At 31.7% G+C, this 15908-nt stretch carries 15 protein-coding genes, 1 pseudogene and 2 riboswitches; of the genes and pseudogenes, 14 read left to right on the forward strand and 2 right to left on the reverse strand.

Annotated features, from left to right (window positions below):
* The 14 genes and pseudogenes from P8V03_RS18200 to P8V03_RS18265 all read left to right on the forward strand — a co-directional run.
* A pseudogene (locus P8V03_RS18200) lies at positions 1 to 118 on the forward strand (Gfo/Idh/MocA family protein); the annotation flags it as partial.
* A 23-nt stretch (positions 119 to 141) separates the two neighbouring features.
* A complete protein-coding gene (locus tag P8V03_RS18205; protein WP_318799254.1) occupies positions 142 to 888 on the forward strand; it encodes an N-acetyltransferase in 747 nt (248 codons plus the stop codon).
* Between the two features lie 144 nt (positions 889 to 1032).
* A complete protein-coding gene (locus tag P8V03_RS18210; RefSeq protein WP_261671972.1) occupies positions 1033 to 2121 on the forward strand; it encodes a glycosyltransferase in 1089 nt (362 codons plus the stop codon).
* Entirely contained in the window at positions 2114 to 3562 is a 1449-nt protein-coding gene (locus P8V03_RS18215) for an O-antigen ligase family protein (RefSeq protein WP_318799255.1), read from the forward strand. Before P8V03_RS18210 ends, P8V03_RS18215 begins: the two co-directional genes overlap by 8 nt.
* Positions 3555 to 5105 carry a murein biosynthesis integral membrane protein MurJ gene (gene murJ, locus P8V03_RS18220; protein ID WP_318799256.1) on the forward strand — a complete coding sequence of 517 codons (1551 nt, stop codon included), beginning with the start codon at positions 3555 to 3557 and terminating at the stop codon, positions 5103 to 5105. The genes P8V03_RS18215 and murJ (P8V03_RS18220) overlap by 8 nt, the downstream gene beginning before the upstream one ends.
* Before the next feature lie 34 nt (positions 5106 to 5139).
* Positions 5140 to 6159 (forward strand): glycosyltransferase family 2 protein, encoded by a 1020-nt coding sequence (locus P8V03_RS18225; protein ID WP_428978991.1) that lies wholly within the window; start codon positions 5140 to 5142, stop codon positions 6157 to 6159.
* Between the two features lie 70 nt (positions 6160 to 6229).
* Positions 6230 to 7480 carry an O-antigen ligase family protein gene (locus P8V03_RS18230; protein ID WP_318799258.1) on the forward strand — a complete coding sequence of 417 codons (1251 nt, stop codon included), beginning with the start codon at positions 6230 to 6232 and terminating at the stop codon, positions 7478 to 7480.
* A gap of 19 nt (positions 7481 to 7499) precedes the next feature.
* A complete protein-coding gene (locus P8V03_RS18235) occupies positions 7500 to 8612 on the forward strand; it encodes a glycosyltransferase family 4 protein (RefSeq protein ID WP_318799259.1) in 1113 nt (370 codons plus the stop codon).
* Between the two features lie 14 nt (positions 8613 to 8626).
* Positions 8627 to 10174, forward strand: a complete 1548-nt coding sequence (gene murJ / locus P8V03_RS18240; RefSeq protein WP_318799260.1) for a murein biosynthesis integral membrane protein MurJ — start codon at positions 8627 to 8629, stop codon at positions 10172 to 10174.
* Positions 10175 to 10215: 41 nt separating this feature from the next.
* Positions 10216 to 10398: riboswitch (cobalamin riboswitch) on the forward strand.
* Positions 10399 to 10557: 159 nt separating this feature from the next.
* Entirely contained in the window at positions 10558 to 10761 is a 204-nt protein-coding gene (locus P8V03_RS18245) for a hypothetical protein (RefSeq protein WP_318799261.1), read from the forward strand.
* A 79-nt stretch (positions 10762 to 10840) separates the two neighbouring features.
* A riboswitch (cobalamin riboswitch) is annotated at positions 10841 to 11031 on the forward strand.
* 151 nt (positions 11032 to 11182) lie between these two features.
* Positions 11183 to 12085 carry a cobalt ECF transporter T component CbiQ gene (gene cbiQ / locus P8V03_RS18250; RefSeq protein ID WP_318799262.1) on the forward strand — a complete coding sequence of 301 codons (903 nt, stop codon included), beginning with the start codon at positions 11183 to 11185 and terminating at the stop codon, positions 12083 to 12085.
* A gap of 12 nt (positions 12086 to 12097) precedes the next feature.
* Entirely contained in the window at positions 12098 to 12952 is an 855-nt protein-coding gene (locus tag P8V03_RS18255) for an energy-coupling factor ABC transporter ATP-binding protein (protein WP_261671963.1), read from the forward strand.
* Between the two features lie 39 nt (positions 12953 to 12991).
* A complete protein-coding gene (locus P8V03_RS18260) occupies positions 12992 to 13744 on the forward strand; it encodes an energy-coupling factor ABC transporter permease (RefSeq protein WP_318799263.1) in 753 nt (250 codons plus the stop codon).
* Positions 13744 to 14067: an energy-coupling factor ABC transporter substrate-binding protein gene (locus tag P8V03_RS18265; protein WP_261671961.1), complete on the forward strand. Its 324-nt coding sequence runs from the start codon at positions 13744 to 13746 to the stop codon at positions 14065 to 14067. Before P8V03_RS18260 ends, P8V03_RS18265 begins: the two co-directional genes overlap by 1 nt.
* A 180-nt stretch (positions 14068 to 14247) precedes the next feature.
* Here the strand turns inward: P8V03_RS18265 and P8V03_RS18270 are convergent, their stop codons facing one another.
* Together P8V03_RS18270 and P8V03_RS18275 are read right to left on the reverse strand one after the other, a co-directional pair.
* Positions 14248 to 14847 (reverse strand): nitroreductase family protein, encoded by a 600-nt coding sequence (locus P8V03_RS18270; RefSeq protein WP_318799264.1) that lies wholly within the window; start codon positions 14845 to 14847, stop codon positions 14248 to 14250.
* 87 nt (positions 14848 to 14934) lie between these two features.
* On the reverse strand, positions 14935 to 15636 hold the full coding sequence (locus P8V03_RS18275) for a pirin family protein (RefSeq protein WP_318799265.1): 702 nt from the start codon (positions 15634 to 15636) through the stop codon (positions 14935 to 14937).
* Positions 15637 to 15908: the final 272 nt, after the last annotated feature.

The following is a 15908-nucleotide window of genomic DNA, read 5'->3' on the forward strand; positions in this document are numbered from 1 at the left end:
AGGTATGTCTATAATTCTTGCTGCTTATAAATCAAGATTAACTGGAATGCCTGTAAAGTTTCCAATGGAAAGCTTCTCAACTATGGAAATGGTAGGAATAGATAAGATAAATAAATAATTGAAAACGTAGGAGATGAATATATGGAACAACAGTATATATCAGAAAAGGCAACCATCGGAAGCAATGTAACCTTTGGAAGGTTTGTAGTTGTAGAAGAGGATGTTGTTATAGGAGATAACTGCTTAATAGGCCATAATGTAGTTATACATAAAGGAACAAAAATAGGAAATAACGTTAGAATAGATGATAACTCTGTAGTTGGAAAACAACCTATGAGATCTGTTAACAGTATATTCAAGGATGAAAAGGAATTTCCACCAGCAGTAATATCTGAAGGTTGTTTAATTGGAGCAGGAGTTATTGTTTACTGTGGATGTGAAATAGGAGAAAAAACATTAGTTGCAGATTTAGCTACAATAAGAGAAAATGTTACAATAGGAAGCAAGACTATTATAGGCAGAGGCGTTGCCGTTGAAAACTTCTGTAAGGTAGGTTCAAATTGCAAATTAGAAACAAATGTATATCTAACTGCTTATTCTGAAGTTGAAGACAATGTTTTTATAGCGCCAGGAGTGGTAACTTCAAATGATAATTTTGCAGCTCGTTCAAAGGAAAGATATAACCACTTTAAAGGTGTTACAATTAAAAAAGGTGGTAGAGTAGGAGCGCAGTCTACAATACTTCCAGGTAAGATAATAAACGAGGATGGATTTGTAGCAGCAGGAAGTGTAGTTACAAAGGATGTAGAAAAAGAAGTTATAGTTGCCGGAAATCCAGCAAAAGAATTAAAAAAGGTTCCTGAGGATCAGCTTCTTAGAAACCAATAGATGTATAGTTAAAAGTAAGGAGTTAAGAGTGAGTAGTTAGGACAGTTTTTCCTCTGGGAAAACTAAAGCAGAGGTTAATTTTTATACACTTGTATAAAAACATAAACAACTCTTAACTCCTAACTTTTTTAAGGGGTGAATTAAATGGCTAAAATATGTTTTTTAGCAGATGCTGATAGCATTCACACTAGAAAATGGGTGGATTATTTTTCAAGCTTTAATAATGAAATTTATCTAATATCTATGAGAGCTACCAAGTATAGCTATAAAGATAATGTTAGAGTTATTGTTGTAGAACCGCCATTTAAGAACAAGCTATCATACTTCTTTATTTTAAAAGAGATAAAAAAACTAGTACAGGAAATAAAACCTGATATTTTACATAGTCACTATGCTACCAGTTATGGATTATATGGAAGGATCAGTGGGTATCATCCATTCATCATTTCTGTATGGGGCAGTGACGTATATGAATTTCCAAAGGGGAGTACTTTGAAATCCAAGCTTTTAAGATATATTTTAAAGGGTACAGATGCAGTTTGTTCCACAAGTAAGGATATGGCAAGGGAAACAAAAAAATATTATGACCATAAGGAAATAACTATAACTCCCTTTGGCGTAGATGTAGATAGATTCAATATTAAGACTCCAGTTTTGTCAAAGGATTACATAACCATAGGAGTAGTAAAGAACTTACATAAAATATATGGAATTGAGTACTTAGTAAAGGCTTTTAGTAGCTTGTTAAAGGAAACAGAAAAAGATATTAGGTTAATGATAGTTGGAGATGGAAGCGAAAGAGAAAACTTAGAAAAACTATGCAGTGAGCTTGATATAGTTTCCAAGGTTAACTTTACAGGGAATATAGATAACAGCAGTGTACCAGAGTACATAAATAAGATGGATATAGTTTGCCTGCCATCTTTAAGTGAAAGCTTTGGAGTTGCTGCAGTTGAGGCTTGTGCCTGTGGAAGACCAGTTGTATCTACTAATGTAGGTGGCTTAAAGGAAATAGTAATTGATGATTATAATGGGTATTCTGTTGATCCCGAAAATAGTGATTTAATTAAAGATAAATTACAAACACTAATAGAAGATGAAGATAAAATTAGAAAGTTTTCAGTAAATGCTAGAAAAGTAGCAGAAGAAAATTATAACTGGACTGAAAATGCAGCAATAATGAAAAATTTATACGAAAAAATTATGCAATTAGGGGGACCGATGGATGTATGAACTAAGTAAGAAAAGTAGTATTTATCTGTTGATAGTTTTTATTTTTCTTTTAATTTCATCAGTAATAAATAAAAACTTTATAATAAATGGATTATTTTTATTAAGTGTTATTGCAGCTTGTGGGTTAACAAAATCACGCAGCTTATATGAGAATGTATACTATACCTTATTGGTATCCGGTATTTTTGAATATGCATCCTATTTTCCTAGACAGGAAAAATTATATTATTTTCATATAGTTTTAGTTTTAGCAGCTATTCTCACTGTTTTTAATCTACTATCAAATAGGTATGAGTTAAAAAAAGTGAATAAAAAGCTTTTGGGTTTTTATGTAATTTGGTTTCTTTATATATGCCTAAGTTTTATTTGGTCAAAAAATAAAGGATTAAATATAAAATATATAATAATATATGCAATGATGTTTACCTTTATTTTTATTTTGGTTACCTTTAACAATTCAAAAGAGAGATTTTATAATACATTAAAGGTAGTAGGCTTTGTATTCTTACTTACTGTTATAATAGGAATGATAGAAGCAATAACAGGAACTCAGTTACCTGTAAAACATTACTATGATAGTATTTTATATAAACTTACATTGAAGGAGCTTATAGTTTTAAAGAGCAGACCGGTAGTGTTCTTCTTTAATGCAAATAACTATGCTACCTTCTTAAGTATTGGAATTCCTTTTGTACTATACCTCTTTTATGCTGCAAGATCTTCAGCAGGAAAGATATTTTATGGAGTAGCTTCATTACTTACTTTTACTGCTTTAGTACTTACAAATTCAAGAGCAAATATCTTATCAATAACTTTAATAATGATAGTATATACCTTAGCTTTAATAAAGGAAGGCAAGCTAAAGGGCTTGGCCTATGCTTTAATTATTGCCATAGCTTTCACAGGTGTATATAAGTATAGTTATAAAATGGTTAAGCATGGTGTAGAGTACGAGCAAAAGATGATAGAAAAGATGGGCAGTATGACAAAGATAGGTAAAGCCGAGATAGGCGAAGAAGGCTCTGAAAATGTAAGAGCAACTATTATCTATGACGTTGTCAATGGGGTAATAAAAGAGAAGAAGCTTCTGGGCTTCGGAGCAGGTAATACTGTGCAGCATCTTATGGATATGGATAATACCCATGGAATCTACAGTCCACATGGACTTGCTGTAGAAGTATTAGGAGACTTTGGATTATTTTTGGTGATTTACGGATTATTTTATTTATATCTACTCTATAATCTATTGATAATTGCATTAAGAAAAGAGGGAATAAATAAATATATTGCATATTCTCTGTTTACAGCTTTAGCTGGATTTACATTAGGAAGTTTTTCACCAAGTTCTGTAACATATTTTTTACCTAATTATTTATTATTTGCTTTAAGTATTTCCTTCATTCAAATTAATACAGTAAAGGGTAATGGAAGATATGAGTAATAAAGGGAAATTAGCAACTACTGCAGGTTTAATTGTTATTTGTACTTTTATAAGTAAGTTTCTAGGACTTTTAAGAGATAGTATAACTGCAGCTAAATATAACACTGGTGACTTAGATGCCTTCTTTCAGGCATCTAATGTTCCAATGGTACTGTTTATAATGATAGGTGCAGCAATAACTACCACTTTAATACCTCTATATAATGAAAAATTAAAAGAGGGGAAAAAGGAAGCTGTAGATTTTATAAGTAATGTTTTAAATGTATTTATAGTTGTTACTGTAGTTATATCAATTGTATGTATAGTTTTCAGCAAACCTATAGTTACATTATTAAACCCAGGATTTGTTGGAGCAAAGCTAGATTTTACTCAAAAACTTACTAATATACTAATACCAACCTTGATTTTTAATGCAGTTATATATATTTTTAATGCAGTTCTCCAATCAGAAGGGAATTTCACTATTCCTTCATTGGTGGCATTACCTTTAAACGCAATAGTAATAGGATACTTAGTATTCTTTGGCAGCAACCATGGTATAGTTGGATTAACTATTATCACCTTTATAGCAACTTTTGCACAGATAATTCCTCAGGTTATTGCTATGAAAAGGGTTGGGTTTAAATACAGCTTTAAGATAGATTTTAAAGACCCTATGTTAATAAGAATGTGTATTATGTTAGTTCCAGTAATACTGGGAACTGGAGTTCAACAAATCAATACTTTTATTGAAAGAGCTCAGGCAACACATTTTGGAGAGGGAAGTGTTACATACCTAAACTATGCCTATAGGGTTTTTGCACTTTTTGTGGATATTTTTGTAGTTACTTTATCTACAATTATCTATCCTAGAATGGCGAAACAAACAGCTAAGAATGAAATATCAGAAATGAAAAAGACTTTAAGTGAGTCTATAGGAATGTTAATATTAACTATACTTCCTATATCATTTATTGTTATGGCTCAAAGCAGACCTATAGTATATATATTATTTCAAAGAGGTGCTTTTAAAGAGGAGTCGACCATACAGACAGCATTGCTATTAACCTTTTATGCAATAGGACTTTTAGCCTTTGGTATGAGAGATTTTGTCTGCAAGGCTTACTACACTTTAAAGGACACAAGAACACCTATGATTAATAGCGCAATAGCTATGGTAGTTAATATAGTCTTAATTTTTGTTTTTGGAAAGACTATTGGACTTAGAGGACTAGCTTTAGCCAATGCTACATCAATGTATATAGCCTGTGGACTTTTAATTTATGCTTTAACAAAGAAGATAGGAAGTATAAATGGAGGATATATTATAAAAACAGCGGCAAAGACAATAATTGCATCTATACCAATGGTAATAATTATAAGACTTTTAAATACTTTACTTTCACTTAACTATGATTCAATGGTTTTAGTATTAGTTAAAGTTGCAATTTCTTCTTTAGCTGGTATAGTAGTATTTGTTATAGTGTCAATAATAATAGGAATAGAAGAAGTAAAGGGTATAAGAAACTTTATATCTAAGAAAATCAACAGGAAAATTGGTTAGATTTTCCCAACTTATATAAAACAGGTAGGTGAATATGGTGGAAACTGTTTCAATAATTATTCCGTGTAGAAACGAAGAAAAGTATATAGAGGAATGCTTAAATTCCTTTGTAAATCAAAGTTATCCTAAGGAAGGCTTTGAGGTTTTCGTTTGTGACGGAATGTCAACGGATAATACTAGAGAACTAGTGAAAAAATATGAAGAAAAGTACGGTAACATAAAACTTGTGGATAATCCGGGACTCTCCGCTCCTAAGGGAATGAATGAGGGAATTAAAAAAAGTAAGGCAGATATTGTTATAATATTTGGCGCTCATGCTTATGCAGATAAAGATTTTATAAAATATAATGTTGAAGCTTTAAAAAATAAAGAAGTAGGATGTGCTGGTGGTCCTATAGAAACTATAAGTGAAGATGATAAGGGAACTGCTATAGCCTTAGCAATGAGTTCACCTTTTGGAGTTGGAAATGCACTTTTTAGGTATGCTCAGGAAGAAACCTATGTAGACACGGTAGCCTTTGGAGCTTATAGAAAAGAAGTTTTAGATAAAATAGGATATTTCGATGAAGAATTAGTAAGAAATCAAGATGATGAGCTTAACTTTAGGGTGGTAAAAAGCGGATATAAGGTTTTATTAACCCCTAAAGTAAAGTCCTGGTACTATAGCAGGCCTTCCTTGAAAAAGCTTTGGAAACAATATTATCAGTATGGCTTTTGGAAGGTAAGGGTAATGCAAAAGCATGGTAAGCCAGCATCTGTAAGGCATCTAGTTCCTATGCTATTTGTATCTACTAATGTTTTAGGTATAGCACTTGGAATATTCTTCAAACCAATACTGTACTTATGGTTTTTAGAGGTGCTTTTATATCTAACTTGTGATATAGCTGCAGCCATTAAGGTTTCTAAAGGAAAATCTGGAGTTCTAAAATACATACCATTTATATTTCCTATATTACATATGAGCTATGGTATTGGATTTATGGAAGGATTAGTTAGCTTCTACTTATTAAAGTCAAATAAGTCTATAGAAAAGAACACTAAAATGTCTAGATAGTATCTATAGAATGGTATTAAATTGGTAATATAGCCTAACTAATAATATATTGCAAAGTAGGTGTTAAGAATTGCATGTAGCAAATTCTATATTGTATCTAATGATATGTCTATATATTATATTTAATCCCTTAATTCCTAAAACAAATATAAAGGGTATTAGTTTATCAGGAGATACATTACTATTTTTAATCTTTTTACTTTATTTTGTAATTCTTCTTTTCCTAAGAGAAAGAAGAATAAAGTTTTTTAGATCCTTAAAGGACTTTTTTACAGACTACTTAAATTTGTTCATGGTTGGACTATTTGTAGTAATGACTGTATCTGTAGCTTATTCTACAGAAAAAGGATTGGCAATATCAGAAACCTTTAGATTTGCAACATATTTACTGTTATTTTTTATAATAAAATATGAGTTTAATAAGAGTATGTATATAAAGGGTTTTATAAACTCATATATAGTGTGTATTACTATAATGAGCATATTTGGTATATATCAATATTTTACCGGAGCTTACTTAAGCAAAGGCTTTGTGAACACTGATGGATTTTTAGGAAGACCTAGAGTTACGGTTTCCTTGGACAACTCCAATAATTTTGGAGCCTTCTTAATATTAGCTATTTTTCCAGTGATAATGCTCTTAATATATGAGAAAAGTATTAAGAAGAAGATATTCCTAGGGATTTTATCTCTTTCACTGCTTATAAACATAGTTTTTTCATACTCACGTAATGCAATGATGGGACTTGTAATAGGACTTATAATACTTGCCTTGGTATATAGCTGGAGACTATTGATTCCTATTGGTGGTGTTACAGCATTACTATTCTTAATTCCTCAAATAGGGGGAAGGCTATTAGAAATAGGAAAAGGTTCGGAAAACTATACTAGATTAAAGCTTTGGAAAACTGCCTGGTATATGATTAAGGAACATCCTATCTTTGGAGTAGGTAATGGAAACTTTGTAAGCTTATACGATAGCTATGTGGAAAAGTATCCTGAGTTATATATTTACTATGAGTATAAGAGATTTCCTACTCATAATTCCTATTTAAAAGTTCAAAGTGAATTAGGAGTAATGGGAATTGTATTTTTTATAGGGATTTTAATTTCTGCCCTATTGAAAATTAAAAATTTAATTCGATTTACGGAGGATAAGCTCTATAAGTATTTTTATACTGGCTTTTTTGCCTCTATGGTGGCCTTTTTCTTTATGAATCTGTCGGATAATCTATTCTTTGTACCTAAAACAACAGCTTTCTTCTGGCTGCTTTTGGCTATGGGAGAGGGGATTATTCTTTCAGAAAGAGGTAGAGGTTAATAATTTTGTTTATTTGGAGGTGTCTAAAATTAAAGTGCTTCAAGTAATATCTGGTAATGACAATGGAGGTGGTGGAAACCACCTCTTAAACTTAGCTTACTATTCAAAGGATAAATTTCACTGTGTTATAGGAGCCCTTGGTAAGGGAGCCCTCTATGACAACGGAAAAAAACTGGGATTAGATGTTGTTCAGTTTAATGGTAAGTCTCCTTATAAGGGAGAGATACTGGAATATGTTAAGAAAAATAATATAGATATAGTTAACTTTCATGGAGCAAAAGCTTTTTTTATACATTATTTTTTAAGAAATAAGCTTAATGTACCTTCTGTGGCTACCATACATAGTGATTATAGAAGGGATTTTTTGAATAGCAGGTTCAAGCATATGTTTTTTACACCTTTAAGCATTAAGGGGCTTAAAAGCTTTAAAAATTATATATGCGTATCCAAGTATATTAAGAGTTTAGTGGAAAAGGATAACTTTCAAGGAGAAAAGTTTTTAATCAATAATGGTATAGACTACAGCAGTATAAAAATCTCTGAAAGCAAAGGTGAAATAAGAAGTCAGTACAACATTGGCAGAGATGACTTTGTATATGTTAATGTAGCAAGGATGCACCCTATTAAAAACCATTTTTATCTTATAGAAGCCTTTAATAAGTTGAAAAAGGAAATAGGAAATATAAAGTTAGTTTTAGTTGGTGACGGTGAATTAGAGGATAAGGTAAAGGAAAAAATTAAGGCTTTAGGTTTAGATAATGATATAATTCTTACAGGTTTTAAGAAAAATTCAATAGATTTTGTAGCAGCTTCTAATGTAAGTATTCTAACTTCCTTTAGTGAAGGAGGATCACCGCCTTTAGTGGTTTTAGAAAGTGCTGCAGCTAAAAAGCCTTTTATATGCTCAAGAGTAGGGGATATAGAAGAGACTATAAACAAAGATAGAGGATTCTTAGTAAATCCTTATTCAGTAGAAGATATATATAGTAAAATGAAGGAAGCCTATGATAAAAGAAAGCAATTAAATGAGGTAGGATGTAATTTACATAACTTTGTTGAAGAACAATATTCTATGGATAGTTTTTGCAATGGATATTACAAGGCTTATACAAAGATACTTCAGGGAAAATAATTGGAGTGAAAATAATGTCAGGAAAAAAAATTATAAAAAGTTCAGTAGTAGTCATGGTGCTTATAATATTAGGAAAGATATTGGCCTTAGTGAGAGATGCTTTAATAGCAGCAAAGTTCGGTGCTACTTATGTTACTGATGTGTATAATTTTGCATTGGGTTTAGTGTATCTTCTTACCACCATAAGTTATGGTTTGACGACAACCTTCATACCCCTTCATACAGAACAACTGCAAAAAAGTATTAAAAAAGTTAGAGATAAATTTGTATACAATGTTATTAATCTTTCTTCCATAGTTACAATATTGATATCTATAATTTTAATAATATTTGCTAAGTATATAATATATATCTTTGGACACGGCTTTGGAAATGACCCAGTGGTGTTTTCAACATCGGTAAATATAACAAGGATAATGTTGTTATCCCTAATATTTATAAGTATTCAAAGTGTTATTACAGGGGTTTTACAAGCTCATAAGGAATTTTATGAACCAGCTGCTATGGCAGCAGTTTCAAATGTGGTTTATATAGTATATTTATTGTTTTTAACTAATAAGTATGGAATAATGGGCTTTGCTGTAGCTACAGTAGTAGGTTTTATTATGCAACTTGTAATAAATATACCTAAGTATTTAAAGTTAGGCTACAAATATGAGGCTGTTATAGATACTAAAGACAGAGAAGTACATAAGATGTTCAAGATGATGATACCAGTTATAATAAGTACTTCTGTAATTCAATTAAATGTCTTTGTAAATAGGTCTTTTGCAACAAATATATTTTATGGGGCGGTTACGGTTTTAGATTATGCCAATAAAATAAACACATTAGCTTATGAAGTCTTCGCTATTGGAATTGCCATGATTGTATATCCAACTTTATCAGAGTTGGCGGCTAAAGGAGATAAGGAAGAGTATAAAAAAGCATTAGTAAAGTCAATAAATACTATAATGCTTATAATGGTCCCAGCGGCAGTAGCTATAGCTGTTTTAAGAACACCTCTTGTAACGGTGATTTTTAAAAGAGGAGCCTTTACCAATGAGGCTGCAGTTTTAACGGCAAATGCTCTCTTTTTCTATTGTCCTGCTATGATCGCTTATGGAGTTAGAGATATTTTAAACAAAGCCTTCTATTCTGTGAAGGATACAAAAACACCTATGATTAACAGCTTTATAGGTATAGCCATAAATATAGTAATAAATATATTTATTATAAAATACATGCAGGTTTCTGGGCTTACTTTGGCTACCACCTTATCAGCAGTTATAACTACAATTATAATGACCTGGCAATTAAATAAAAAGCTTCAGGGTATAGAAATAAGAAATGTAATAAATAGTTTTATAAAAATTACTGTTTCTTCTGTAATTATGGGTGGAATTATATACTTTATAAATAAGATAGCTATGGCGTCAATAGCATCGGAAATGCTGGGAAGTTTAACTTCCATAATTATTTCCTTTATATTAGGAACGGCTACATACTTTATATTAATATATCTACTTAAGGTGGAAGAGTTTAATAGTACAATAAGGACTATTAGAAATAGAAAAGTTTAAATCATTGACATTAATTACTAATAGGTATAAACTAGAATTAAATTTAATAATAAGATATAGGTTTAATCAATTTCGATTAATTAAAAGGGAATCAGGTGAAAATCCTGGACTATCCCGTAGCTGTAAAAGATGAATTTAAATACATTAAGCCACTGGAAAACTGGGAAGGCGTATTTAAATAATGATTCTTAAGTCAGAATACCTGCCTATATTATGCACTGTAAACTCTACGAGTGATAGGGGGGGCGTTATTATGATGGTTTTGTTGATTTTTTATGATTGAACAAGCTCTTATAGTATTTCCTTTTAACACTTTTGTTAAAAGGATTTTTTATGTTTGTTATGATTTTAGCCTATAATATAACAAAATTAAGGAGGTTTTTATGCGTATTAAGGATAATCATTTAAAATCATCAACGAATAGTGTAATTACAGGGGCTATACTGGCAGCATGGTCAAAATCAGAAAAAACTAATAGCTCTACAGTAGATATATTAAATAGAAAAGATTTTACTGTCACAGTAGATATAAATGAGTATATAGAGAAAGATTTATTTAAAGAACATTTAATGTTAAATATCTGGTAGTCCAGTAAGAAATAAATAGTTATTGATTATTAATAGATGTGCATTTAAGCCGATATACTGAAGAAAAAAGTGAAAAAATTTAATATTAATAGTATTAGGTGCTGCCATTAATTCAAAATGGAGTTAAAAGGGAAAGTGGAAAAGCCACTGCAGCCCGCCGCTACTGTGAAGAGGATGAAACCTTATTATGTCACTGAATAACATTGTTCGGGAAGACGGGGGAGTAAAATGAATCTGAGCCAGGAAACCTGCCTAGTATCTTGTTGATTCTTTCGGAGGGGAAGATATATGCAGCTAAAAGTTATAAGTGTTTAGTTAATTAACGAAACATATTATTTCGTTGCTTCTAAGAGAACCTCTAAGGGTTCTCTTTTTATGTGCTATAAATATCAATAACTAAATTGTACGAGAGAGGTTTGACATGAAAATATTCATTATTTTATTCACCATGTTCCTGATAGCTATCTTTTTCTTCAAAGATAAGAGACGGGATGGTCACACCCATGGTGATAAGACATATCGTCACCATCATAGAATTGGACATAAACACGGTGAGGGGTTTTCAATTGATTTTTACGCTTATAATTCTAAAATTAGATATTGGAACCCTACCTTTAAAGTATCTCTTGCAGTTTTGACCTTGATTCTTTGCATTGTATTGGATAATCCATATGTGTCTACTGTAGTCATTATTGCAATGGCTTATCTGACCATTGTAAAAGGAGAACTTCCCATAGGTGAGTACTTACCAATACTGGCAGTTCAAATAAGCTTTATACTCATCGGTACTTTTACTATTGGAATTGATTTTTCAAAACAATCGATGGGGCAGTACAACTTGTATCTTGGCTTCTGCTATGTTTTTACTTCCCAGGCAAAGCTTAAGGAAGTCATTTTCCTGATTCTTAAGGTTTTTGCAGCAATTAGTGCGCTGCAGATGATGATACTGTCAACTCCATCTTCTGAAATTATATATGTGCTCCGAAAGGCACATGTTCCAAAACTTATTGTAGAGCTGATGAATATAATTTATCGTTACATTTTCATTTTAATAGATGTCTATACTAAAATGAAAAATTCCGCAGAATCTCGTCAGGGATACTGTGATTTTAAAACATCCTGTTACACATTTGGAAGTATTACAAGCAATATGCTGGTTATTTCGTTGAAGAAGGCAAACTCTTACTATGATGCTATGGAGGCCAGATGCTATGATGGAGATCTTGTATTTTTAGAGGAAGATAGAAAGGTGGAGGCAATACAGATTGTTTCAGCAACAATATTCATAATTTTTTTAATTATACTCCGGAGCTTTACACGGTAGAAAGGAGCAATTATGAAAAAATCAATATTAGAGGTTGAAGATCTATACTATGTTTATGGAAATGGAAAGTCTGCACTAGAGGGCGTAAGTGTGAGTGTTTATGAAGGGGAGAAAATAGCTGTCCTTGGGTCCAATGGCTCGGGAAAGTCTACATTTTTCCTGAATATTAACGGTGTATTTACAGCAGAACAGGGAAAAATTATTTACCGGGATACAGTGATTAATAAAAAGAATTTAAAGGAACTCCGAAAAAATATTGGAATTGTATTTCAGGATGCAGACAATCAAATTATTGCATCTACAGTTATGGCAGAGGTTGGATTCGGACCAATGAATTTAAAACTTCCGAAAGAGGAAGTACAGAGAAGGGTTGATGAAGCACTGGCATACATGAATATCTCAGATTTTAAGGATCGTCCGCCGCACTACTTGAGTGGTGGCGAGAAGAAGCGCGTCACCATTGCGGATATTATTGCTATGAAATCGGAAATCATCATTTTTGATGAACCGATGGCAGCATTGGATCCATTAAATGCGTTAATGTTAGAAGAAGTTTTAGATAAGCTTAGTTCTGAGGGGAAGACAATGTTGATTTCCACTCATGATGTAGACTTTGCATACAGATGGGCTGAAAGAATTCTTGTATTTTATCAGGGACAAATTATTGCAGATGGAACACCTTTAGAAATTTTTCAAGATAGGTCAATTTTAAAACGGGCGAATTTAAAACAGCCAACTATGCTGGAGGTCTATGAAATGCTTGTAGAGAAAAATGTACTAGAAGATACAAAAGTCTATCCGAAAAGTACAGAGGAACTTGAGAAAGTTCTAGAAAAACAGGAAATTTCTCTAGGTGATTTAGCTTAGATTAATATTAATTGAAATAACATAAGGGGGAAAAATAAAATGAATCAAAAAGAAAAGAGAATTATTACTATTATGACAGTCTTTACGTTAATTTTCGGAGTAACTACCATAGCAAACGCAATGCACATCATGGAAGGGTATCTTCCACCAAGATTTTGTATTATATGGGGTGCTATATGCTTTCCATTTTTAGTAACAGGTTACTTATCAATTAAAAAAACGCTATCAGAAAATCGTAAATCCATAACTGTTCTTGCTATGGCAGGTGCATTTATTTTTGTAATTTCATCTTTAAAAATTCCGTCAGTAACAGGAAGTTGCTCACATATGACAGGTACTGGGCTTGGCGCAATTTTATTTGGGCCTGCTGCAGTCAGTATTTTAGGTGTTATTGTGTTAATTTTTCAGGCAATTTTGCTTGCTCACGGAGGATTAACTTCCCTTGGTGCTAATACATTTTCCATGGCTATTGCAGGTCCGTTGATTTCTTATGGGATTTATAAATTATGTGGAAAGCTGAAGGTAAACAGACATGTAGGAGTTTTTCTAGCAGCAACAATTGGTGATTTATTTACTTATTGTGTAACAAGTATTCAACTTGCACTTGCATATCCAGCTCAAAACGGTGGTTTCGGAACATCTGCAGCTAAGTTCCTTGCAGTATTTGCACCGACGCAGCTTCCACTTGCAATTATAGAAGGTATTTTAACTGTTGTCATCATTATAGGACTTGAAACATATGCAAAATCTGAATTAACAGGTCTTAGATTTCTTAAAGGGAGTGAAAATTAATGACAAAGACAAAAAAGAAAGTTATTAGTTTATTAGTTATTGCTTTATTAATAGCGGTTATACCATTATTTGCATTAAAGGGTGCTGAATTTGGCGGCTCCGATGATGCAGGAAGCAAAGTCGTTTCTGAGATTACTGGTACAGAGTATAAGCCCTGGTTTACACCTGTTATGGAGACTTGGATTGGCGGAGAATTACCAGGTGAAATTGAAAGTTTACTCTTCTGTGTACAGACAGGTATTGGAGTAGGTGTTTTAGCCTTCTATATGGGAAGATTAGTAGAAAGAACTAAAAAAGAAAATCAGCAAAGTAAAACTGCATAAGGTTTTACTACATTTACATAACTAAAAAGTAAAGAAAAAATAGCTTAGTTTTTTTCTTAGAATACCAAGAAGAAAAATCAGCTAGATATTAAAGTTTATTTCTAAAAAGGGCTGCCGCGTTATAATGCGGCAACCTCTTTTTTAAAATGCTATTAATTTTATAGCACATTAAGGTATAATTTACTTAAATACCTTAACACGATTTTCTAGTGGTTGGAACTGTTTTTCACCAGGCCCAGCAGTTGGCTTTCCAAATGGCATTTGTGCAATTAGCTTCCAATTGTTTGGTATGCTCCATTCTTTCTTTACATCTGTTTCAATAAGTTCATTGTAGTGTTGTAATGAAGCTCCAAACCCTTCAACTTCTAATGCAGTCCAAATGACAAATTGGTGCATTCCACTTGCTTGCTCAGACCAAACTGGGAAGTTATCCTTATAAAGGGCAAATTGCTTTTGAAGAGACTCTACTACACTAGTATCTTCAAAGAATAAAACTGTACCATATCCATTTTTAAATGAATTTATCTTTTCTTCAGTTGAGCTAAACTTGTCAGCAGGTACAATCTTTCTCAATGCTTCCTTTGTAATATCCCATAATTTATCATGATGATTTCCTAGTAATAAAACTACCCTTGCACTTTGTGAGTTAAATGCTGATGGGGTATGCTTAACAGCATGATCTATGATTTCTTTGATTCTATCATCTGAAACCATAGCCTCCTTGCTAATTCCATAAAACGTACGTCTGTCTGCTACAGCAGTTAAAAAATCCTTTGACATTTAATCATTCCTCCATATTATATAAAATATTTCTTTCTACCATTTGTAAATAAAACTTAATGTACCTTCCATATGATTTAAATACTATTACTCTTGTTTATTCATATCTAAAATCAAAATATGGGAAGTTTCCTTTGCTTTTATTAGAATATTTTCTTCAACTATTTCTAGTGCATCCCTATTAGCTAATTCAATATTGTTTATTATTGAAGTTCCCTCTATTTGAACTAAATATGCCTGTCTTCCTTCTTTTATTGGAAAGTCTATTTCTTTTTCTTTTTCAAGTTCTAAGGAATAGATATTAATATCTTGATTTATCTTTATTGGTGCATTTCCAGTTTCACTTGAAACCATATGAAGCCATTTATTGTGCCTGTCATCCCAATTAAATCTATAGTCTCCATAGTTAGGTTTATATCCTTGTTTATCAGGGAAAATCCATATTTGTAATAATCTTAGTATGTCTTTTCCAAGGTTGTGCTCACTATGATATACTCCTGTTCCTGCACTCATATACTGAACATGACCCCGAGTTATAGTATTCTTGTTTCCCATACTATCTTCATGAGTAAGCTCACCATTAACTACATAAGATATTATCTCCATATCTCTATGAGGATGAGTATCAAATCCAGTATCAACCTCAATTAAATCATCATTTATTACTCTTAAAACTCCGAAATTTATGTTATCTGGATTATAATATTCAGCAAATGAAAAATGGAATTTACTTCTTAACCATCCAAGATTGCTGCTTCCCATGTTTTTACTTTCTATCTTCCTTAACATTTTACACCTCTCCCTCTATTTTATTGTTTGCAAATTTAACTTAAAACATAAATTAATATTTCTATATAACTTATCTTGATACTTACTAATATTTATCTCAAGCATTTATTCAAGTTGGTTACTAATAGTAACTAACTTTAAGTTTATTATTACATAATCAATAAAATTAGTCAATAGTAATTATTAATTAAAAAAGAATATATTATTGAACCCTTATCCTAATATACACAAAAAGAAAGAACCTCCTATTAGTTTAGGAAGTTCTTTATCAC

This window comes from Clostridium tanneri, assembly GCF_033659955.1.
GTDB lineage: Bacteria > Bacillota > Clostridia > Clostridiales > Clostridiaceae > Clostridium_AM > Clostridium_AM tanneri.

What these genes read in the sequence shown, in the direction of transcription:
- P8V03_RS18205 (WP_318799254.1), top strand. Translation starts at nt 142, where the DNA reads ATGGAACAACAGTATATATCAGAAAAGGCAACCATCGGAAGCAATGTA.
- murJ (WP_318799260.1), top strand. Translation starts at nt 8,627, where the DNA reads ATGTCAGGAAAAAAAATTATAAAAAGTTCAGTAGTAGTCATGGTGCTT.
- P8V03_RS18215 (WP_318799255.1), top strand. Translation starts at nt 2,114, where the DNA reads ATGTATGAACTAAGTAAGAAAAGTAGTATTTATCTGTTGATAGTTTTT.
- murJ (WP_318799256.1), top strand. Translation starts at nt 3,555, where the DNA reads ATGAGTAATAAAGGGAAATTAGCAACTACTGCAGGTTTAATTGTTATT.
- cbiQ (WP_318799262.1), top strand. Translation starts at nt 11,183, where the DNA reads ATGAAAATATTCATTATTTTATTCACCATGTTCCTGATAGCTATCTTT.
- P8V03_RS18270 (WP_318799264.1), bottom strand. Translation starts at nt 14,847, where the DNA reads ATGTCAAAGGATTTTTTAACTGCTGTAGCAGACAGACGTACGTTTTAT.
- P8V03_RS18275 (WP_318799265.1), bottom strand. Translation starts at nt 15,636, where the DNA reads ATGTTAAGGAAGATAGAAAGTAAAAACATGGGAAGCAGCAATCTTGGA.
- P8V03_RS18210 (WP_261671972.1), top strand. Translation starts at nt 1,033, where the DNA reads ATGGCTAAAATATGTTTTTTAGCAGATGCTGATAGCATTCACACTAGA.
- P8V03_RS18245 (WP_318799261.1), top strand. Translation starts at nt 10,558, where the DNA reads ATGCGTATTAAGGATAATCATTTAAAATCATCAACGAATAGTGTAATT.
- P8V03_RS18225 (WP_428978991.1), top strand. Translation starts at nt 5,140, where the DNA reads ATGGTGGAAACTGTTTCAATAATTATTCCGTGTAGAAACGAAGAAAAG.
- P8V03_RS18265 (WP_261671961.1), top strand. Translation starts at nt 13,744, where the DNA reads ATGACAAAGACAAAAAAGAAAGTTATTAGTTTATTAGTTATTGCTTTA.
- P8V03_RS18255 (WP_261671963.1), top strand. Translation starts at nt 12,098, where the DNA reads ATGAAAAAATCAATATTAGAGGTTGAAGATCTATACTATGTTTATGGA.
- P8V03_RS18260 (WP_318799263.1), top strand. Translation starts at nt 12,992, where the DNA reads ATGAATCAAAAAGAAAAGAGAATTATTACTATTATGACAGTCTTTACG.